At 66.9% G+C, this 20,856-nt stretch carries 16 protein-coding genes; 8 read left to right on the forward strand and 8 right to left on the reverse strand.

Annotation, left to right across the window (positions count from 1 at the left end; all coding sequences use genetic code 11):
* Window positions 1-11: 11 nt before the first annotated feature.
* The 3 genes from PQB87_RS24320 (at window position 12) to PQB87_RS24330 (ending at window position 3,983) form a co-directional block, all read left to right on the forward strand.
* Window positions 12-1,109: a lactonase family protein gene (locus tag PQB87_RS24320; RefSeq protein ID WP_027791953.1), complete on the forward strand. Its 1,098-nt coding sequence runs from the start codon at window positions 12-14 to the stop codon at window positions 1,107-1,109.
* Window positions 1,110-1,432: 323 nt separating this feature from the next.
* Entirely contained in the window at window positions 1,433-2,578 is a 1,146-nt protein-coding gene (locus PQB87_RS24325) for a mandelate racemase/muconate lactonizing enzyme family protein (protein WP_057056503.1), read from the forward strand.
* 118 nt (window positions 2,579-2,696) lie between these two features.
* Window positions 2,697-3,983, forward strand: a complete 1,287-nt coding sequence (locus PQB87_RS24330; protein ID WP_027791969.1) for an MFS transporter — start codon at window positions 2,697-2,699, stop codon at window positions 3,981-3,983.
* Between the two features lie 951 nt (window positions 3,984-4,934).
* Here the strand turns inward: PQB87_RS24330 and istB are convergent.
* The 8 genes from istB to PQB87_RS24370 all read right to left on the reverse strand — a co-directional run bounded on the left by istB (window position 4,935) and on the right by PQB87_RS24370 (window position 13,425).
* On the reverse strand, window positions 4,935-5,678 hold the full coding sequence (istB, locus tag PQB87_RS24335; protein ID WP_034196178.1) for an IS21-like element helper ATPase IstB: 744 nt from the start codon (window positions 5,676-5,678) through the stop codon (window positions 4,935-4,937).
* The gene (locus PQB87_RS24340; protein ID WP_060078926.1) at window positions 5,638-6,216 is read right to left on the reverse strand and encodes a hypothetical protein; all 579 of its coding nucleotides are present in this window, start codon (window positions 6,214-6,216) and stop codon (window positions 5,638-5,640) included. The genes istB and PQB87_RS24340 overlap by 41 nt, the downstream gene beginning before the upstream one ends.
* 566 nt (window positions 6,217-6,782) lie before the next feature.
* Entirely contained in the window at window positions 6,783-7,484 is a 702-nt protein-coding gene (locus PQB87_RS24345; protein ID WP_226113885.1) for a lytic transglycosylase domain-containing protein, read from the reverse strand.
* 418 nt (window positions 7,485-7,902) lie between these two features.
* Window positions 7,903-9,375 (reverse strand): NAD-dependent succinate-semialdehyde dehydrogenase, encoded by a 1,473-nt coding sequence (locus PQB87_RS24350; RefSeq protein ID WP_027791950.1) that lies wholly within the window; start codon window positions 9,373-9,375, stop codon window positions 7,903-7,905.
* A gap of 111 nt (window positions 9,376-9,486) precedes the next feature.
* Window positions 9,487-9,978 carry an Lrp/AsnC family transcriptional regulator gene (locus PQB87_RS24355; RefSeq protein ID WP_027791949.1) on the reverse strand — a complete coding sequence of 164 codons (492 nt, stop codon included), beginning with the start codon at window positions 9,976-9,978 and terminating at the stop codon, window positions 9,487-9,489.
* Window positions 9,979-10,062: 84 nt separating this feature from the next.
* Complete coding sequence (locus tag PQB87_RS24360) at window positions 10,063-11,463, reverse strand: aspartate aminotransferase family protein (RefSeq protein ID WP_027791948.1); 1,401 nt, start codon at window positions 11,461-11,463, stop codon at window positions 10,063-10,065.
* A 162-nt stretch (window positions 11,464-11,625) separates the two neighbouring features.
* Window positions 11,626-12,552: a 2-hydroxyacid dehydrogenase gene (locus PQB87_RS24365; protein WP_027791947.1), complete on the reverse strand. Its 927-nt coding sequence runs from the start codon at window positions 12,550-12,552 to the stop codon at window positions 11,626-11,628.
* A gap of 12 nt (window positions 12,553-12,564) precedes the next feature.
* Window positions 12,565-13,425, reverse strand: coding sequence for a GNAT family N-acetyltransferase (locus tag PQB87_RS24370; protein ID WP_027791946.1), 861 nt, complete (start codon window positions 13,423-13,425; stop codon window positions 12,565-12,567).
* Window positions 13,426-13,817: 392 nt separating this feature from the next.
* Here PQB87_RS24370 and PQB87_RS24375 point away from each other — a divergent pair, with 392 nt between their 5' ends.
* The 5 genes from PQB87_RS24375 (at window position 13,818) to PQB87_RS24395 (ending at window position 20,776) form a co-directional block, all read left to right on the forward strand.
* Window positions 13,818-14,486: a haloacid dehalogenase type II gene (locus tag PQB87_RS24375; protein ID WP_021156521.1), complete on the forward strand. Its 669-nt coding sequence runs from the start codon at window positions 13,818-13,820 to the stop codon at window positions 14,484-14,486.
* Between the two features lie 815 nt (window positions 14,487-15,301).
* Window positions 15,302-16,894, forward strand: coding sequence for an ABC transporter substrate-binding protein (locus PQB87_RS24380; protein ID WP_253567436.1), 1,593 nt, complete (start codon window positions 15,302-15,304; stop codon window positions 16,892-16,894).
* 76 nt (window positions 16,895-16,970) lie between these two features.
* A complete protein-coding gene (locus PQB87_RS24385) occupies window positions 16,971-17,924 on the forward strand; it encodes an ABC transporter permease (protein WP_027791944.1) in 954 nt (317 codons plus the stop codon).
* A gap of 30 nt (window positions 17,925-17,954) precedes the next feature.
* On the forward strand, window positions 17,955-18,911 hold the full coding sequence (locus PQB87_RS24390) for an ABC transporter permease (protein ID WP_027791943.1): 957 nt from the start codon (window positions 17,955-17,957) through the stop codon (window positions 18,909-18,911).
* Window positions 18,911-20,776 carry an ABC transporter ATP-binding protein gene (locus PQB87_RS24395; RefSeq protein WP_027791942.1) on the forward strand — a complete coding sequence of 622 codons (1,866 nt, stop codon included), beginning with the start codon at window positions 18,911-18,913 and terminating at the stop codon, window positions 20,774-20,776. The genes PQB87_RS24390 and PQB87_RS24395 overlap by 1 nt, the downstream gene beginning before the upstream one ends.
* Window positions 20,777-20,856 lie beyond the last annotated feature (80 nt).

Below are 20,856 nucleotides of genomic sequence, written 5' to 3' on the forward strand. Positions count from 1 at the left end.
AAAAGGACGAAATGAAAACGACGATGAAGTTGCGCCGCGTGGCGCTGGCGCTCTCGGGCCTGGCCGCATCTTTCGCCGTGCACGCGGCGACGTACGCCTACGTTTCCAACGCCGACAGCCAGGACATCTCGGTGTTCCGCCTCGACGCACGGGCCGGCACGCTCGCCGCGGTCGAAACCGTGCCCGTGAACGGTACCGTTATGCCGATGGCGCTCTCGCCCGACCATCGTCGTCTGTATGCGGGGCTGCGCTCCAAGCCCTACAGCGTCGTGAGTTTCGCCATCAATCCGCTCGACGGCGACCTCGTCGAACTGGGCCGTGCGCCACTCGCCGAAAGCATGGCATACCTGTCGACCGACATGACCGGCCGCTACCTGATTTCGGCGTCGTACGGCGGCAATCTGCTGGCGGTGAACCGCATCGGCGCGAACGGGGTGGCGGCCAATGTGCAGCAGACCGTCAAGACCGGGCCGATGGCGCATGCCATCCGCGTGTCGGCGGACAACCGCTATGCGTTCGCATCGGTGCTGGGCGCCGACGCGTGGTTGCGTCTCAAGTTCGACGCCAGCACCGGCACGCTCACCGAGGACGCGCAGCCCGCGTATTCCCTGCCGAAGGATTCGGGGCCGCGCCATTTCGTGTTTTCCGCTGATCATCGCTTCGTCTACCTGATCGACGAGCTCGACGGCAAGCTGCACGTGCTTGCCTTCAATCGGGCCAACGACACCATCAGGCCGGTCCAGACGATTTCGATCTTGCCGCCCGACTTCAAGGGTGACAAGCCGTGGGGAGCCGATCTGCATCTCACACCGGACAGCCGCTTCCTGTTCATCTCCGAACGAACCTCGAGCACGCTGGGCGCCTATCGCGTGAATACGGCCACGGGCAAGCTGGTGCGGATCGGCACGTACGCGACCGAAAAGCAGCCTCGCGGCTTCAACATCGATCCGTCGGGACGGTATCTGCTCGCGGTGGGGCAGCTGTCGCCGACGTTGAGCCTCTATCGCATCGACGCGAAAACGGGCGGGCTTGCCACGCTCGGCCAATATCCGGTCGGCAAGGGCGCGAACTGGGTCGAACTGGTGAACTTCGACGGATCGAATCGCTGACCGATCCAGGCTGGCTTGGCCATCGACGCAGGCGATGCCGACCCGGGTCCCGTTCACCATCGGCCCGGCGCCCGCGGTTCCATTTTTCCGCCTGTAATAGTCATAAGATGTCGTATGATGTACCTATGTATAAATCATCCCGTCTTTGAGGGGAAGAGGTCAGGATATATAGGTTGCCGCCGGATAGTGCCAGTTGTACGATGACAGACTATTGTGGGAGCCGACGTGACGCAATCGAACGACCTCGCAAAGCTGCCATTGCATCGCACTTTCTGCCGTCGGCCGCTTCCATGCCACCGACCCGCCGCACCGGGAATCTGTTCGTGAAAATCGTCACCATCGAAGTCATTCGCATCTCGCTCGCATTCGATGCGGGCCGCCGTCCCGTCGCCGCTGTTGAACCGACCGTCGCCGACACGTATAACGCCGCAGACCGCTCGCTGCGTCGCATGGAGTCGCTGCTGGTCAGGCTCACCGATGACGCAGGGCGCGTTAGCTGGGGCGAAGCATTCGGTCATCTGATCAATCCCGTCACGTTCGCCGCGCTCGAAGGCCCGGTTGGCCGTTGGTTCAAGGGCGCCGAATTCGAGCCGACGCGGCACGGGATCGCCGCATTGCGTGACGCGGCCGATCGCGCGCTGCATTCGTTCGGCCGCACCGGACCGGTGCTGTACGCATTGTCCGCGATCGACACGGCGCTGCACGACCTCGCCGCGCAGGCGGCCGGTGTGCCGCTATATCGTTGGCTCGGCGGCCATCGCGGGGAGATCGACGTGTATGCGAGCCTGGTCAGCTACGACAACGACCCCGACGAAGTCGCGCGCCACGTGCGGCGGGCGTCGGACGAAGGGTTTCGGCGCATCAAGCTGCACGAGACGCAACGTGCGGCCATCGCGGCCGCGCGTGCGGCACTGCCGGCCGGCAGCGAACTGATGGTCGACGTGAACTGCCCGTGGACGGCGAGCGACGCGCTGCGGCATGTGAGCGAGCTGGCCGACCTGCGGCTCGGCTGGATCGAGGAACCGGTGTGGCCTTGCGACGACGCGGACGGCATCGCGCGTGTGCGCGGCGCCGGCGTGCCGATCGCGGCGGGCGAGAACGCGTCGGGCGTCGCGGGCTTTCGCGACCTGTTTGAACGCGGCGCGCTCGACGTCGCGCAGCCAAGCATCGCGAAGATCGGTGGACCGACCGGCATCGCGGAAGTGATCGCGCTTGCGGCGGAGCACGGCGTGCGGGTTGTGCCGCACTGTTTCTATTACGGAGCGGGGCTGCTGGCGACCGCGCACGTGGTCGCGACGCTACCGGACGATGTAGCGCTCGAAATTCCCTATCTCGACTGGCCCGAGCGGCTGCATGACGGGCAGCGGCCCGGGGCGCGGCTGCGCTTGCCCGATGTGCCCGGGCTTGGCTTCTTGCCGGACGAAGCAGTGCTGGCACGCAACACGATCGCGCACGCGACGATCGGTTGAACGCAGGAACGGTGCGCTCGGCGCACGCACGCGAAGCCGTTGCCGGTGTGGCGGCGCAATCGGAAATCAGGAAGCCGGGCGGATGCGCAGGCACGTGCCCGGCTCGACAGGAGACAACATGAAAACGCGTTACCGCTGGTGGATCGGCGCGCTGCTGTTCGGCGCCGGCATGCTGAACTATCTCGATCGCGCGGCGCTGTCCGTCGTCGCGCCGATCATCAAGCGCGAACTCGGCATCGACGACGCGCAGATGGGTATCCTGTTCAGCAGCTTCTTCATCGGCTACTGCGTGTTTTGCTTCGTCGGCGGCTGGGCCGCGGACCGGTTCGGGCCGCGTCGCGTGTTCGCGTGCGCGGCGGGCGTGTGGTCTCTGTTCTGCGGCGCGACAGCGCTCGCCGGGTCGTTCGCGCACCTACTGATCGTGCGCGTCGCGTTCGGGATCGGCGAAGGGCCGATGGGGACGACCACCAACAAGGCGATCTCGAACTGGTTCCCGCGCCGCGAAGCGGGGCGCGCGGTCGGCTGGACCAACGCCGGGCAGCCGCTCGGTGCGGCGATCGCGGCGCCGATCGTCGGCCTGGTTGCGCTGCAGTTTGGCTGGCGCGTTTCGTTCGTCGTGATCGCCACGCTCGGCTTCGTGTGGCTGGCCGCGTGGTGGGCGTTGTTCAGCGACGATCCGGCGAGCCACTCGCGCGTGTCGCCGGAAGAGGTTCGCGAGATCGCATCCGACCGGACGGTCGGCGTCTCACTGGATGCGCATGCGGACGAGCGCGCCGCGCGTCCGCTGCTGCGCGATCTGCTGTCGCGGCCGGTGCTCGGCGTCGCGCTCGCGTTCTTCAGCTTCAACTACGTGCTCTATTTCTTCCTGTCATGGTTGCCCAGCTATCTCACCGACTACCAGCATCTAAACATCAAGCAGATGAGCGTCGTCGGGATTCTGCCCTGGCTCGGCGCGACCGTCGGTTTCGTGGCCGGCGGCACCGTGTCGGACCGCATCTACCGGCGCACCGGCGACGTGCTGTTCGCGCGCAAGATCGTGATCGTCGTCGGGCTGGCGGTGGCGGCGGCGTGCGTGCTGCTGGCGTCACGGGTGAGTTCGCTCGGCGCGGCCGTCACGTTGATCGCGATCGCAAGCCTTTTCGCGTTCATGGCACCGCAGGCTTGCTGGTCGTTGCTGCAGGAAATCGTGCCTCGCGAACGCGTCGGCTCGGCCGGCGGGTTCGTTCATCTGCTCGCGAATCTCGCAGGCATCCTGTCGCCAAGCTTGACCGGCTGGCTCGTCCAGTATGGTGGTGGGTATGCAAGTGCGTTCGTGCTTGCGGGCGCGTCGGCGCTCGCCGGTGCGGTTATCCTGACGTTCGCGGTGCGCGCGCGGGCCGTTTCGCAGATGCGCCGGGCCGCCTGATGAAGTAATCCGTTGAATTGGCTACGCTGGAGTAAGTGTGGCCGTACTTGCCTCCTCCACCGGACACAACGAACATCGTCCCAAGAGAGAGGATAGCCGGTGCAGCGCATTCCCGTGGCTCGGGGCGCGCCGCGGACCGGGCGTCATCCAAGCATTCCTAGATACATCGGTGGCACTGCCGTCAGGCCAGCATGTACGCTGCGGGTGTAGGCGTTCATTATTAGCGCTAGCCGTGTTCAGAAACGTTGCTAGCGGAAATTCTCAAAGAAGCCTCGGCGAACAGGGACTTTTTGGAGCTTTCTGTCGGCTGCTTGGCCGTTGCGTTTCTGCAACAGAAACTTGGCCTATGTTCACTAACGTTGCTAGCACGTTGCACGTGTTCTTTAATACTGCTAGCGCACGTGTCGCGTGGATTGATAGGGATCCATATGGCTTCGATCGAAGAGCGGGCCGCTCGAGCAGCGAAGATTGCGTCCGTGCTTCGACCGCTTGGCAACGGCGTGCTTTCCCGACAGCAGGCTGAACGAGCAGCACAGCTATTAGGCGTTCACTGCACCACCGTATATCGCCTGCGTCGACGTTTCCTCGCAGATCCGGTCGCCAGCACATTAGAGCCAAGGCAGCCGGGTAGGGCGACCGGGGGCAGACTGGACGCCGCCGTCGAATGCGTCATCGACGAGGCCGTGCACGAATGGCTCCCTGATCAGCGACACCTTGCGCATCCTGCAACTGATCTTGTACTTGAGGTGAAACGTCGCTGCAGCGTTGCAGGTCTATCGCCTCCAAGCAGGTCAACAATTGCTCGACGGTGGCTCTCCTATCGCGAGCAGGATGCTTTGGCACGAGCTGCGCTCCCGAACGCTGCAGTTGCCCCTGGCATGTTGATTTTCACGCAGTCTTAACCCACCGTTTTCATCTAAATCTGACCCACCCAGGGACAGCGTAGTACATCTATTCCGGTGTGGATAACTCTTCGTTTCCAGCCGGTTTTGCTGCTCTTTTTCTCGTTGCCTTTGCCTTGGCAGAACTGGTCCTGAAGCGCCACGATTCATTGCCGGTCTCGACGATGTGGCAGTGATGCGTAACCCGGTCCAGCAGTGCTGTCGTCATCTTTGCATCCCCGAACACGGTCGCCCACTCGCCGAAGCTGAGATTGGTGGTGATCGCGACGCTCGTATGTTCGTACAGCTTTGAGAGCAGGTGGAACAGTAAGGCGCCACCGGTCTGGCTGAACGGCAAATAGCCCAGTTCATCGAGAATCACCAGGTCGACGTACATCAGCTTGTGAGCGATCTGGCCTTGTTTGCCGGTGGATTTCTCCTGTTCCAGAGCGTTGGTCAGCTCGACGGTCGAGAAGTAACGCACACGCTTGCCGTGGCGCTGTACGGCCTCGATTCCGATTGCCGAAGCGAGGTGCGTCTTGCCGGTGCCGGGGCCGCCGATGAACACAACGTTGTGTGCGCTCGCAAGGAACGACAGTTCGCTGAGTTCACGAACCAGCGCTTCATCAACTTGCGCCTGTGCGAAGTCGAAGCCTTTCAGGTCGCGATGAGCCGGGAAGCGTGCGGCGGTCATCTGGTAGGCGATCGAGCGCACCTGCCGTTCGGCGGTCTCCGCCATCAACAGCTGCTTCATGAAGCGCTCCGGCTCGAAGTCAGTGTGACGCGCCTGCGTTCGTCGCCTGCTGGGCAGCATAGAGCTGCCGCCCCGTCACAGCGTCGGTGCTGCTCGCGTTCAACGAGGCGTCCGTGAGGTTGGTCAGGCTCACGGGCGAACCTGATGCACCGAGCGTGACGCGGGTATGCGACGCGTCGTCATAGCTAACTGCGCTCGCGCCGATTGCGCCCGTCTGGCCTGCCACGCTCTGCAGCTGCAGCAGGTTGACCGCATCGGTGCCGTCGATGCCCGCGGCAACGCCCTTGACCTGACGCGGTCCAGATGTGCCGGCCACGTCGAGGGCCGTACCACCGGTGTTGGCCCCGACCATGATCGGGCCACTGCCGGTACCGCCTGCTTGCTGAACCAGACCAACGGTCCCTGCAGCCAAAGCGGACTGCATTGCCGAGAGTGTCGCGCCATCGCCCGCCAGGCCAGTCGAAAGAGACGAGATCGATCGGCTTGTCGTAGTCGACAACGTCGCAATCGCGCTGGCCGTGCCCGTCGACAGACTTCCGATCGTTTGAGCGGTCGACGTCGACAGCGACACGAACCCGGCAGCGGTGTTCGTGGACAAGCTCGTGACCGTCGTGCCGATAGCCAGCAGCGCGGGCCGGAGGTTGTGCTCGCGCCGCTACATGCGGCGCGAGCACGATTCAGGGGGAAAGTAGTTAAACGAACAATCGAACCTTCATTACGGATTACTTACTATCTTGTTTCCTCCTTGGTCGAGTGGTGAATCGGTGAGCTGCGCGGACTAACGGCCCGCCAGGTGCTTCGACGCGGTCCCGACCGCGGCGCCCGCGGTGCAAAGCGTTCGATTCGCCACCTTCGCGACTCGGTGGACATGTCGGATTCGCGGGTGCAGGGATCGGTGGCGCGTGGCGATCGGCGTGGAAGGCGCTTGAATGGGCCGGGTTTCTGCGGCCGATACAGGGAGCAATAGATTCTCTTGAACGACAGGCGCCGGCGCCGCGAGGTGCTTGATCGTCGGTTCAGGGCACGTGTCGCCCGAACAGAACACGTAGCGGCCGGAGCCGGGTTCGCCGATCTGCGTGACGTCGTAGTCCGGAAGACGGGAAGACGCAAAGCAGGCTTGCGTAAGGGTCCCGACAATCAGGCCAAGAAGAGGGACGAGGCGCATCATCGCGCGCCCCCTTCGGCGACCTTGCCGAGCGCCGACTGGGCGCGATAGCCCGCATATGCGCGCTGCACCAGCCGGACATAGCGAGCCTGGGCGGCGATGTTCGTGGAACCGGGCCCTGTGTTGTAGCAACCGACGGCGGCCCAGGTCGCGCCCTTGGCCTGTATGCAGTTGGCGAGCACCCACGCGCTGAGCTTGAGGTTCACGCAGGGGTTCAGGAGGTCGCGTTGGGTGACGCCGTAGCTGACGAGCTCGGGAAGATGCACATCGTTGATTTGCGCTGCTCCCCATGCCCTGTGGCCGTCCGGCAAGCGCGGCCCAATGGCGCCGGGCACGCCACGGGATTCGACCCAGGTTATCGCCCGCAGGAGATCGGGATCGAGGTGATAGAGGGCTGCCGCCTCATTGAAGATATTGCCCTTGCAAACGTCCGCGGTCGCAGGCGGAGCAGCGAGCAGGGCGATCGTGGCAGCAACTGCCACGCAGAAGGTGCGCATCGCACGCGATGAGTGGCGACGCACGGAATAAAAAACGTAGCGAACCGGGTCGACCCGGTTCGCTACGAGACCGCCTGCAGTCGAGGCACTGAGAGAAGAAAGCGACAGGCGGGATACGAGCGAAAGCTGCTCGTACCGAAAGAGCAACATGGAGCAAAAAGGAGGTATGTCCGAATAGATGGGAGAGCCTTGATTTCCATGCATTTTTCCGGTCAGCCACCTTTAGGCCCAGTAAGGCTTTGCCTAGTGCCCCCAATAAATATCTATATAAATCAAAGCGATACTGTCTGCCCCTCGCTTGATGGTCGCTGGTCGATCCTCGGGTTCTGCGCGAGGCACCGGTACCTGGCGTCAGGCGCGGATAGCGAACGGGCGACCTGGGGCCCGCCACGCAAGGAGGGGCTCTGGGGACGCGCGGAGATTTCACGCCGCAGGCCGCGGGCGTGATCCGGCGCATCCGCGTGCGTTCCCGGCGCACCGTGCCGCGGATCACCGTGGCCGCCGCGCGTGCGACGGCCTGGTCGAGCGCACCGCGATGCTCAGCCAAGTGCCGCGCTCGCGCGTCGAATGCCGTTCGCGGCGCCGGGCCGCGCATCGACGGCGCGCGCGGATGCGGCGCGATTCAGTCGAGCACGCCCTGGCACAGGTACTTGATCGACAGGTAGTCGTCGAGGCCGTAGCGCGAGCCTTCGCGGCCGTAGCCCGATTCCTTGACGCCGCCGAACGGCGCGGCCTCGCTCGCGAGCGCGCCTTCGTTGATCCCGACGATGCCGGTTTCGAGCCGCGCCGACACGCGCGCGATGCGCCGCACGTCCTGCGTGTAGAAATACGCGGCGAGCCCGAACGGCGTGTCGTTCGCGGCGTCGACGGCTTCGTCCTCGCTATCGAACCGGAACAGCGCGGCGACCGGGCCGAAGGTTTCCTCGCAGGTCAGCTGCATGTCGGCGGTCGCGTCGGCGAGCACCGTCGGCGCGTAGTAGTGCGGCCCGAGTTCGGTCAGGCGCTTGCCGCCCGTCAGCGCGCGCGCGCCGCGCTCGATCGCGTCGCTCACGTGCCGCGCGATCTTGTCGACCGCGCGCGCGTTGATCATCGGGCCGATCTGCGCGGCCGCATCGGTTGCCGGCGCAACCTTCAGCGCGGCGACGCGCGCGGCGAGCTTCGCGGCGAAGGCGTCGTAGACGCCGGCCTGCACGTACACGCGGTTCGGCGACACGCAGGTCTGGCCGCCGTTGCGGAATTTCGCGGCCATCAGCCCGTCGACCGCGGCGTCGAGCTCGGCGTCGTCGAACACGATGAACGGCGCATTGCCGCCGAGCTCCAGCGACAGCTTCTTCAGCGTCGCGGCCGACTCGCGCGCGAGCAGCTTGCCGACGGGCGTCGAGCCGGTGAACGTGATCTTGCGCACGCGGCCGTCGGCGAGCCAGTCGGCCACCGCGTCGATGCCGCGTTCGCGCGACGCGGCGATCAGGTTCAGCACGCCGGGCGGCAGGCCGGCTTCCTGCGCGAGGAAGGCCAGCGCGAGCGCGGTCAGTGGCGTGTCCTCCGCCGGCTTCGCGACGACCGTGCAGCCGGCCGCGAGCGCGGGCGCGATCTTGCGCGCGATCATCGCGAGCGGGAAATTCCACGGCGTGATCGCGGCGACGATGCCGATCGGTTCCTTCACGGCGCTCAGGCGCTTGCCGCGCTGCTGCTGCGGAATCAGGTCGCCGTAGGTGCGCGTCGCTTCCTCGGCGAACCACTGCACGTACGACGCGCCATATGCAACTTCGCCGCGCGCTTCGGCGAGCGGCTTGCCCTGCTCGCGCGACATCAGCTTCGCGAGATCGTCGGTGTGCGCGACGATCGCCGCGTGCCACGCGCGCAGGATCGCCGCGCGCTCGCGAGCGGGCGTTGCGCGCCATGCGGGCAGCGCGCGCGCTGCCGCGTCGGTGGCGGCGCGCGCGTCGGCGGGGCCGCTGTCGGGGGCGTGGGCAACGGTGTCGAGCGTCGCCGGATCGGTGACGTCGAAGCGACGGCCGTCGAGCGCATCGCGCCAGGCGCCGTCGATGAGGTTGGCTGAGCGCACGAGTTCGGTTCGGGACAGCGTAAGCGGCATGACAGGTCCTTGGATGATGCGGTCCGGCGATGGCGACGACGGCGGCACGGGCGCGCGACGACCCCGCGCGGCCAGCGTGCTGCCGCGTTGCCGGGTGTGGCGCGCTGTCCGTCAGTGACGTTCGCCGAACAGCGATTCGAGCGGGTAGTGCCGTTTGACGAACGGCGACTTGATGATCACGTAACTGAAATACTTCTCGATGCCGATGTTCTGCTCGAGCAGCCCTTCGACGATCGTCTGGTAATGGCTCACGCTGCGCGTGATGAACTTCAGCAGATAGTCGTAGCCGCCACTCGCGAGGTGGCACTCGACGATCTCGTCGACGTTGCGGATCGCCGCGACGAAACGGTCGAAATCTTCACGGCGGTGGTCGGCCAGTGTGACCTCGGTAAACACGACCTGCACGTCGCCGACTTTCTCGAGCTGGATGTGCGCGCCGTAGCCGCCGATGTAGCCGGCTTTCTCGAGCCGCTTCACGCGGATCAGGCAGGGGCTGGGCGACAGCCCGACCGCATCGGCCAACTCGACGTTGGTCATGCGGCCGCGCTTCTGCAACTGGGAGAGGATGCGCAGATCGATGCGATCCAGCTTGCTGTCCGTCATGTTCACGTGAGAGGGAAAAATGGAATGTCCGCTTACTTTAGAGTCGAACGATGGCCGCCACAAGCCCGGCTTTCCCTTGGCCGGTCAGGCCGGCTGCGCGTGCGCGGCGTCGAGGGCGCGCTGCACGCCCGGATCGGCCAGCACGTCGTCGAGCGTCTTGCGCACGCGTTCGAACATCAGGTCGAACTCGCCCGCGGTGAAGCTCAGGGCCGGCGCGAAACCGAGCACGCCGTCGCCGAATGCACGGAACACCACGCCGTTCGCATACGCGGCCGCCGCGATCTTGTCGGGCACGTTCAGCGCCGCGTCGAAGCGCGTCTTGCGCGCCTTGTCGGCAACCAGTTCGAGCGCGCCGAGCAGGCCGGCCGAGCGCGCGTCGCCGACGAGCGGATGCGCGCGCAGCGCGTCGAGCCCGGCCGCGAAGCGCGGCGCCAGCGCCTGGCCGTTCGCGAGCAGCCCGCCTTCGTGATAGAGCTTCAGCACCTCGAGGCCGATCGCCGCGCTCACCGGATGCGCGGAATACGTATAGCCGTGGCCGACCGCGGCCGATTCGGTGCGGCTGCCCGCGATCCCTTCGTAGATTTCGTCGGACATCAGCACCGCGCCCATCGGCGCATAGCCGGCGGTCAAACCCTTCGCGAGGGTCATCAGGTCCGGATCGACCTGCTCGGTCTCGCACGCGAACAGCGGGCCGGTGCGGCCGAAGCCGGTGATCACCTCGTCGGCGACGAACAGGATGCCCAGGCGCCGGCATGCGTCGCGCATCGCCTTCAGCCAGCCGGCCGGCGGCACGATCACGCCGCCCGAGCCTTGCACGGGCTCGCAGAAGAACGCCGCGACGTTGTCCGCGCCGAGCTCGGCGACTTTCGCCTCGAGCGCGGCGACCGACGCGGCGATCAGCGCCTGCGGATCGTCGCCGAGCGGATGGCGATACGGGTAGGGCGACGGAATGTGGTGCTGGTCCGCGCGCGGCAGGTCGAAATGGCGGTGGAACGCGGGCAGCGCGGTGAGCCCGGCGCCGATCGACGACGAGCCGTGATAGCCGCGCTCGAGCGCGATCATCTGCTTCTTCGACGGGCGGCCGGTCGCGTTGAAATAGTGCGTGATGAAGCGCACCGCGGAGTCGACGGCGTCCGAGCCGCCGAGCGTGAAGTACACGTGGTTCAGCGACGGCGGTGCGAGCGTCGCGAGCCGTTCGGCGAGCTCGATCGCGGGCTGCGAGCCGAAATGAAAATAGCCGGTCGCGTAGGGCAGCTTCGCCATCTGCTCGGCGGCGGCCTTCACGATGCTGTCGCGGCCGTAGCCGACGTTGACGCACCACAGGCCCGAGAACGCATCGAGCAGCGTATGGCCGTTGGCGTCGCGCAGGAACACGCCGTCGGCGGATTCGAGCAGGGTGACGCCGCGCGCCTCGTGCACGCGGTAGTTGACGACGGGGTGGATCAGGTGTTGACGATCGGCTTCGATCAGCGCGGCTTGGTTCATGGCAGTGCGGGACTCTCTGTCGGGTGTCAGCGATGAGTTCATGCTAACGGGCGAGAAATCCGCGCGCGCCTTCAATTTGCCGCCTGAAACGTATGGCCGCGGCGTTTGCACGGGGCGCTTCGGCATTTTCTGCTGCGCGCCCCGCGGGGCCGGGCGGGCGCGTCAGTAGCCGCGCGCGCGATCGACGACGCCGATCATCGGCTGCCCCGCGCGATGGCGCGCGAGGTTCTCGAGCACGGCGTCGACCGCGGTGTCGGGCCGCGTCGCGCTCGCGATGTGCGGCGTGATGCGAATGCGCGGATGCACCCAGAACGGGTGGCCGGCCGGCAACGGTTCGGGGTCCGTCACGTCGAGGATCGCGCTGTCGAGCCGGCCGCTGTCGAGCGCGGCGAGCAGCGCAAGCGCATCGAGCTGCGGGCCGCGCCCGACCTGCACGAGCGAGGCGCCGGCCGGCAGCGCGTCGAACACGCGCGCGCCGAGCAGCCCGCGCGTGCTGTCGGTGAGCGGCAGCAGGCAGATCAGGATGTCGGTGCGGGCCAGGAACGCATCGAGCGCCGCGTCGCCCGCGTAGCAGTCGACGCTGTCGAGCGTGCGCGGCGTGCGGCTCCAGCCGGCGCACGGAAAGCCGAAGCGGCGCAGCGTATCGAGCACGGCCTGGCCGAGCGTGCCGAGCCCGAGCACGCCGATGCGACGCGACGCGGCCGCGCGCACCGGCTTCTCGTGCCACACCTGCGTGCGCTGTTGCGCCGCATAGTCGAACAGGTCGCGATGGATCGTCAGCACGGCCTGCGTCACATATTCGACCATGCCTTCGACGATGCCGGGCTCGATCATCCGCACGACCGGAATGTGCGCGGGCACGCGCGACAGGTCGAACTGATCGATGCCGGCGCCCACCGAAAACACGATCTCGAGGTTCGGCAGCAGCGTGGCCGGATCGTCGGGCGGCTGCCACGCGGCGAGATAACGGACGGCTTCAGGATCGCCGATGTCCGGCCAGATCCGGAACGGAAGCTCGGGTGCCTGCTGGGCGAAGCGCTGTGCCCATTGCGCACCGCGCACCGGGTCGGCCTTGTAGAGAAAGCTCATTGTGGGTACCGCTCAACCGAGGGCCTGGTTCACGATCGCGAACGCGCGCAGCGCCGGGTCGCGCGCGGGCGTTGCGCCGCGCGCCATGGCGACGACGGTATCGACGCGCGGCAGCCCGAGCCCCTGCAGCCAGTCGGACAGCCCGCTGTCGCCCGGCACGTCGAGCCGCACGAACTTCCCTTCGTGCAGCGCGAGCCAGTGGCTGATCAGCGCCTGCGCGCGCTGCGCGTCCGGCGCGACCACCGGGCCGATCGCATGGCCGCGGCCGAAGCGGCGGAACAGCGCGAAGCCGAGCAGTTCGCCGTCGCGATCGAGCGCGATGCCGTTCGCGACGCCGAGCAGCGCCTCGATCACCTCGTCGCGCCCGTAGCCGGCCGCGCGCGACGCGAGCGCCGCTAGGCGCGGGCCGTCGTTTGCGCCGATGGGCCGCAGGCGCTCGCCGGGCGGCAGCGATATCAGCGGCGGCTGGAAGGCGGCACCCTGGTGCTGATCGATCGTATCGATCACCTCGAACCCGAATTTCGCGTACAGCGGCTCGCCGGCCGGCGTCGCGTGCAGAAAAATGGTTCGCGTGCCGAAGCTGTCGACCACGCGGGTGAACAGTTCGCGCCCGATGCCGCGGCCCTGTTGCTCGGGCGACACGATGACCATGCCGAGCGACGCGTGTGCTTCGCCGAAGCGCCAGCCGAGCGCGGTACCGACGATGCCGGTTTCGTCCTCGGCGACGAAGCCGTCGCCGAGCTGGAGCACGAAGCGCCAGTCGTCGAGCCGGTGCGACCACTTGACTGCTTCCGACAGACGATGCGCGGCGGGCAGGTCGGTTTCCGCGAACCGACGATAAATAAGCGTGCGGGAAGGGTTGAGATCGGACACGCTGGACTCCGGATGGGTAGGAATGACATACCGACTCTGCCAGCGACACCGCGGCACGGATAGGACGATTCGCCTGTTTTCCGGCGACGGCGGGCGTCCGTGCAAGATCGACGCAAACCGGCTCGATCGGCGCATGCGAACGCGCGGATCGAGCCACCGCGGCCCGTCAATCCGACAGCGCCTGCTGTGGGAACGGCACTACGATGAAAACACCGGTGTCGCGGCCGCTTGCCGGCGCCGCAGATCGTGCTGCCCGCGCCGCGCAACACGCGGCGATTCTGCGTTTTGGGCAGCGTCGAACGACGTGCGCCGGGTTTTTTGCCTTGATTCAATTTCATACCATCCAGCCCGTCCCCGGCCCTGCCGGGGCTTCACACCGACAGGACGTCACCATGATCCAATTTGAACCGAAGTACATCACGTTTGACTGCTACGGCACGCTGACCCGCTTCCAGATGGCGGATCTGGCGCGCGAGATCTACGCGGACCGGCTCTCGCCGGTCGCGATGGAGGATTTCGTGCGTGCGTTCGCCGCTTACCGGCTCGACGAGGTGCTCGGCGCATGGAAGCCGTACCGCGACGTCGTCGTCAACGCGATCCGGCGCACCTGCGCGCGAGTCGGCGTGAAGTTCGACGAAGCCGAGGCCGAGCGGTTCTATCATGCGGTGCCGACGTGGGGCCCGCATCCGGACGTGCCGGCGGGCCTGTCGCGGCTCGCGACGAAGTACAAGCTCGTGATCCTGTCGAACGCGATGGACGAGCAGATCATGAGCAACGTCGACAAGCTCGGCGCGCCGTTCCATGCGGTGTTCACCGCGCAGCAGGCGCAGTCGTACAAGCCGCGGATGCAGGGCTTCGAATACATGTTCGGCAAGCTCGGCTGCAAGCCCGAGGACGTGCTGCACGTGTCGTCGAGCCTGCGCTACGACCTGATGACGGCCGAGGATCTGGGCATCAAGCACAAGGCGTTCGTCAATCGCGGCCATGAGCCGGGCACGCCGTTCTACAACTATTACGAAGTGTCGGATATCGGCCACCTCGCGACGCAGCTCGGCCTGTAAGCCACACATCGGTTGCGCGGCGTCCCGTCGCGCGGTTTGCGGCCGGACTGCCGAGTGCGCGGTTTTTCCCGGGCATCGCGGCTGGCCGGCAACACGGGAAGATCGTGTGCGCGCGTTGCCTGTCGGCACGCGCGCCGCGCTTGTCGTCTTCATCCCCCTCGCCGGCATGCGCCGGTATGCGCTGCGAAGCGACGCGTCATTTGTCCGCTCCTGATGCGGCGCGCCGCGTCGTCTCTGCCCCCTTCACGTTGTGCCCGGCCAATGGCCGGCGTGCCATCGAACACACCAGCATCGAACGTGCCCTGACCGGATCGCGATCCGTGACCCGGCACGCGAGCGGGCCGCGCGCCGGTGTCGCTTAGGGTGGTGTCGAACGCGCCCGCAATCGTCTGAACGTTCGTGCGGGCGCGCGGGATGGAGCGGCGAAGTCGCCCGCCCGCCATTTCGACACAAACATACGGTTTGCGCGCGCCGAACGCGTTTGCGCTGCCGAACGGGCAATTTTGTCGGCGCAATCTGCGGCGGGCGCCGCTTTACGAGTTCCCTTGTCGCGCCGTTGTCAGTCGATCGCCGCGACATCGCATCGCGCCAATGGCGACTCGCGCGGGCGCGCAGCTAATCATGCTGCGCAGGCGGCCCAAAACGGTCGAATCGTATCGTGAGGCCACCCCGAATCGCGATAACCCGCATTTTGGCGGTGCTTAAATGAACTCAATACGCAGGACGTCGCGCCCGCTACCAGCAGGCGGGCGCGACGGGTTTCTCGAACCAGGCTGGACCCCAGGACCCACTTTCCACAGTCAGGAGCAGTTCGGATGAGCGACGATATCGACAACGGCGGCAAGGGCGGCAAGGGCGGCATCACGCGCCGCGACATGATGCGGGTCATGGCGGCGAGCGGCATGATGGCCGTTGGCGGCGGCGGGCTGCTGACCGGCATGCAATCCGCATTTGCAGCACCGGCACCTAAGCGCGGCGGCAAGATCAGGGTCGCGAACGAATCGAGTTCGACGGCCGACACGCTCGATCCGGCCAAGGGCTCGACGGGTGCCGACTACATCCGCTTCTTCATGTTCTACAGCGGCCTCACGCAGCTGGATCAAAGCCTCACGCCGCAGATGAACCTCGCCGAGTCGCTGCACACGACCGACGCGAAGACCTGGATCATCAAGCTGCGCAAGGGCGTCACGTTCCACGACGGCAAGCCCGTCGGCCCGGCCGACGTCGTGTTCTCGCTGATGCGGCACAGGAACCCGGCCACCGCGTCGAAGGTCAAGACGCTCGCCGACCAGTTCGCCGATGCGAAGGCGAGCGGCCCGGACGAAGTCACGCTCGTGCTCGCCAGCGCGAACGCGGACCTGCCGGTGATCCTCGCGACGCCGCAGCTCGTGATCGTCAAGGACGGCACGACCGACTTCACGACCGGCATCGGCTGCGGCCCGTACAAGCTGCAATCGTTCAAGCCGGGCGTGTCGACCGTCGGCGTGCGCAACGACAGCTACTTCAAGCCGGGCATGCCGTACCTCGACCAGATCGAGCTGATCGGCATCAGCGACAGTGCTGCGCGCCTGAACGCGCTGCTGTCGGGTGACGTGCACCTGATCAACGCGATCGATCCGCGCTCGACGCAGCGCGTCGCGTCGACGCCGGGCTACGCGCTGAAGGAAACCAAGTCTGGGCTCTATACCGACCTGATCATGCGCAGTGACAACCCGATCGTCGCGAACCCCGATTTCGTCGAAGGGATGAAGTACCTATTCGATCGCGAGCAGATCCGCTCGGCGGTGTTCCGCGGTTACGCGGTGATCGGCAACGACCAGCCAATCCCGCCTGGGCATCGCTACTTCAACGCGTCGCTGCCGCAGCGGCCGTACGATCCGGACAAGGCCAAGTTCCTGTTCAAGAAGGCCGGCGCGCTCGGCACCGCGCTGCCACCGATCTATGCGACGTCGGATGCGAACGGCTCGATCGAGATGGCCGTGCTGCTGCAGCAGGCCGGCCAGAAGATCGGGCTGAACCTGCAGGTGAACCGCGTGTCGCCCGACGGCTACTGGTCGAACCACTGGATGAAGCATCCGCTCGGGTTCGGCAACATCAACCCGCGCTCGAGCGCCGACGTGCTGTTCACGCAGTTCTTCAAGTCGGATGCACCGTGGAACGAGTCCGGCTGGAAGAACGCGAAGTTCGACCAACTGCTGCTCGCCGCGCGCTCCGAGACGGACGATGCGAAGCGCAAGCAGATGTATGGAGAGATGCAGGTGATCGTCTCACAGCAGGGCAGGATCGGCATCCCGGCGTTCATCAGCTTCCTCGACGGCTACGACAAGCGGATCGCGGGCCTCGGGTCGATCCCGACCGGTCCGATGATGGGGGGCATGTTCGCAGAGTACGTGTGGTGGAACGCGTGATGCTGTCGCTTGCCGCCACGCGCCGGGTGCGGGCGACCGCCCCGGCCGTACCTGGCCTTTTCGGGAGTGTCGCCTCATGAACAGAATCCTCATCGGGCTGATCGGCCGGCGCATCGCGGTCACCGCGCTGACGCTGCTGATCGTGTCCGCGATCATCTTCACGATCACGAACCTGCTGCCGGGCGATGCCGCGCAGGCCGCGCTCGGCCAGTCCGCGACGCCGGAGACGGTCGCCGCGCTGCGTGCGCAGTTCGGTCTCGACATGCCGGCGCACGTGCGCTACGTGCACTGGCTCGCCGGCTTGCTGCACGGCGATTTCGGCCGCTCGCTGTCCGGCGACATGCCGGTGTCGGAGATGATCGGCGGGCGGTTGCCGAAGTCGCTGGCGCTCGCCGCGATCACGACCGCCGTGTCGGTGCCGATCGCGCTGCTGCTCGGCATTCTCGCGGCGGTCAAGCGCGAGTCGGTGGTCGATCGCGTGATCAGCCTCGGCACGCTGTCGCTCGTCGCGACGCCGGAATTCCTGATCGCGACGGTCGCCGTGCTCGTGTTCGCCGTCAAGCTGCACTGGCTGTCGGCGCTGTCGTACAGCGGCCCGATCGACAGCTTCCACGACTTTCTGCGCGCGTATGCGATGCCGGTGATGACGCTGTGCGCGGTCGTGATCGCGCAGATGGCGCGCATGACGCGTGCCGCGGTGATCGAGCAACTGAGCGCGTCATATGTCGAGATGGCCGTGCTCAAGGGCGCGAGCCCCGCACGGGTCGTGCTGCGTCATGCGCTGCCGAACGCGATCGGGCCGATCGCCAACGCGATCGCGCTGAGCCTGTCGTACCTGCTTGGCGGTGTGATCGTCGTCGAGACGATCTTCAACTATCCGGGCCTTGCGAGCCTGATGGTCGATGCCGTCGGCAATCGCGACTTCCCGCTGGTCCAGGCGTGCACGCTGATCTTCTGCGTCGCGTATCTGTCGCTCGTGCTGTTCGCCGATCTATGCTCGATCGTGTCGAACCCGCGACTGCGCACCTGAGTGTTTCGTCCTTCTTCCGAGATACCGCCCATGCATCCCGAACCCGTTCAACGAATCAGCACGCTGCCGCCGTCCGGCGATCCGCGCCCATCGCGGGACGGCGCGCCGCCGCCGGCCGCACCCGCTCCCGACCAGCCGCGCAAGCGCCGCGCCGCGCGCATGAAACTGACGACCGGCGGCCGTGTCGGCCTGTCGATGGTCGGCCTGATGCTGTTCATCGCGGTGTTCGCGCCGCTGCTTGCGCCGCACGACGTCGGCGCAATCGTCACGCCGGACGTGTTCGCGCCGTTCACGGCGAAGCTGCCGTTCGGCTCCGATTTCCTCGGCCGCGACATGCTGAGCCGGATCCTGTACGGCACGCGGCTCACCGTGCTGCTCGCGCTCGCGGCGGTGCTGCTCGCCGCGCTGACCGGCACGACGCTCGGGTTGCTCGCGACCGTGTCGGGCCGTGCGGTCGACGAGACGATGAGCCGGCTGCTCGACGCGCTCACGTCGATTCCGTCGAAGATGTTCGCGCTGATGTTCGTCGCCGCGTTCGGTTCGTCGCTGCCGCTGCTGATCCTGACCGCCGCGGTCAGCTACATGCCGGGCTCGTACCGGATCGCGCGCGCATTGGCGGTCAACATCAGCACGCTCGAATTCGTGCAGGTAGCGAAGGCGCGCGGCGAAGGCGCGCTGTACATCGCGTGCGTCGAGATGTTGCCGAACATGATCCATCCGATGCTCGCGGATACCGGCCTGCGGTTCACGTTCGTCGTGCTGCTGCTGAGCGGCCTTAGCTTTCTCGGGCTGGGCGTGCAGCCGCCTTACGCGGACCTCGGCTCGCTCGTGCGCGAGAACATCGCGAGCCTCGGCGACGGCTCGGCCGTCGCGATCATGCCCGCGGTCGCCATCGCGATCCTGACGGTGGGCGTCAACCTGATGATCGACGGTCTGCCGCATCGCGGCCGCCGCAAGGGCGCCGCCGGCGCCGCCGGAGGACACTGATGCAACACGAATCGAACCCGCTCGTCGAGGTGCGCGGGCTGCGCGTGGTCGGCGGCCGGCCGGGCGGCGAGGAAACGACGATCGTCCACGGCGTCGACTTCGATATCCGGCGCGGCGAAGTGCTCGCGCTGATCGGCGAGTCCGGCTCCGGCAAGACGACGATCGCGCTGTCGCTGATGGGGCATGCGCGCGCCGGTTGTCGGATCGCCGGCGGCTCGGTGAAGCTCGGCGGCACCGACGTCTGCACGCTGTCCGCGCCCGCGTTGACCGCGCTGCGCGGCCGCAAGGTCGCGTATATCGCGCAGAGCGCCGCCGCCGCGTTCAACCCGTCGCGCACGATTCTCGACCAGGTGATCGAGAGCGCGCTGATCCACAAGACGATGACGAAGCGCGACGCGCAGGCGAAGGCCGTCGAGTTGTTCCGCGCGCTCGCGCTGCCGGAGCCGGAGACGATCGGCAAGCGCTATCCGCACCAGGTGTCGGGCGGGCAGTTGCAGCGCCTGATGGCCGCGATGGCGCTGATCACCGATCCGGAGCTCGTGATTCTCGACGAGCCGACCACCGCGCTCGACGTCACCACGCAGATCGACGTGCTGCAGGCCTTCAAGAGCGTGATCCGGCGGTGCGGGATGAGCGCGGTGTACGTGTCGCACGATCTGGCGGTGGTCGCGCAGATGGCCGACCGGATCGTCGTGCTGAGCGACGGCGTGATCCGCGAGGCGGGCGATACCGAACAGATCCTGCATGCGCCGGCACATCCGTACACGCAGAGCCTGATCGCGGCGGTCACGCCGAGCGACGCCCAGCGCGACGCGAAGCCGGAACCTGCCGCACCGGCGCCGCTGCTCGACGTGCGCGGCGCGATCGCCGGCTACGGCGGCCGCGCGGCGAACGGCTGGCCCGCGAAAGTGATCCTGCACGAAGTGGACCTGCGCATCGGGCGCGGGCAGACGGTCGGCGTGATCGGCGAATCGGGCTCCGGCAAGACGACGCTCGCGAAGGTGATCGCGGGCCTCGTGCCGGCGACGGGCGGCGAGATCCTGCTCGACGGCGAGCCGCTCGCGCGCGATATCGGCAAGCGCACCAAGGAGCAGCACCGCCGCGTGCAGATCGTGTTCCAGAACGCCGATACCGCGCTCAATCCGGTGCATACCGTCGAGCGTACGCTCGCGCGGCCGCTGGCGTTCTACCACGGGATCAAGGGTGCCCGTGCACGGCAGCGCGTCGCGGAGCTGCTCGAACTCGTGCGGTTGCCGCCGGCGGTGGCCGGGCGGCGGACCGGCGAGCTGTCCGGCGGGCAGAAGCAGCGCGTGAACCTCGCGCGCGCGCTCGCGGCCGAGCCCGACCTGATCCTGTGCGACGAAGTCACGTCGGCGCTCGATACGGTGGTCGGCGCCGCGATCATGGATCTGCTGCGCGACCTGCAGGCGAAGCTCGGCGTGTCGTACATATTCATCACGCACGACATCGCGAAAGTGCGCGCGATCAGCGACGACATCGTCGTGCTGTACGCGGGCCGCCGCGTCGAAACCGGCAGCCGCGACGCGCTGTGCGCACCGCCTTACCACCCGTATTCGCACCTGCTCGTGTCGTCTGCGCCGGAGCTGCGCGCGGGCTGGCTCGACGATGCGGCCGAGCGTTGCCACCGGCCGCTGGTGCCGATCGGCGAGCGCGAGAACGAGGCCGAGCTGTGTCCGTTCCTGTCGCGCTGCGCGATGCGTGTGGACGGCGTGTGCAACCGCACGGCCCCGTCGCTGCGCACGCTCGGGAACGGCGCGCAGGTGCTGTGCCATCGCAGCGAGGAAGATCTCGCACGCTTCCAGGCGGAGCCGATTTCCGCTGGCGTCGCGCCGGTACAGCTGTAGTGCGAGGCGCGCGAACCGTTCATCGCGCGGTGCGGTGGACGGCCCGCCGCATAGTCTGCTGCGGCGGTCGCGCAAAACGG

The organism is Burkholderia sp. KL41, from assembly GCF_057005415.2.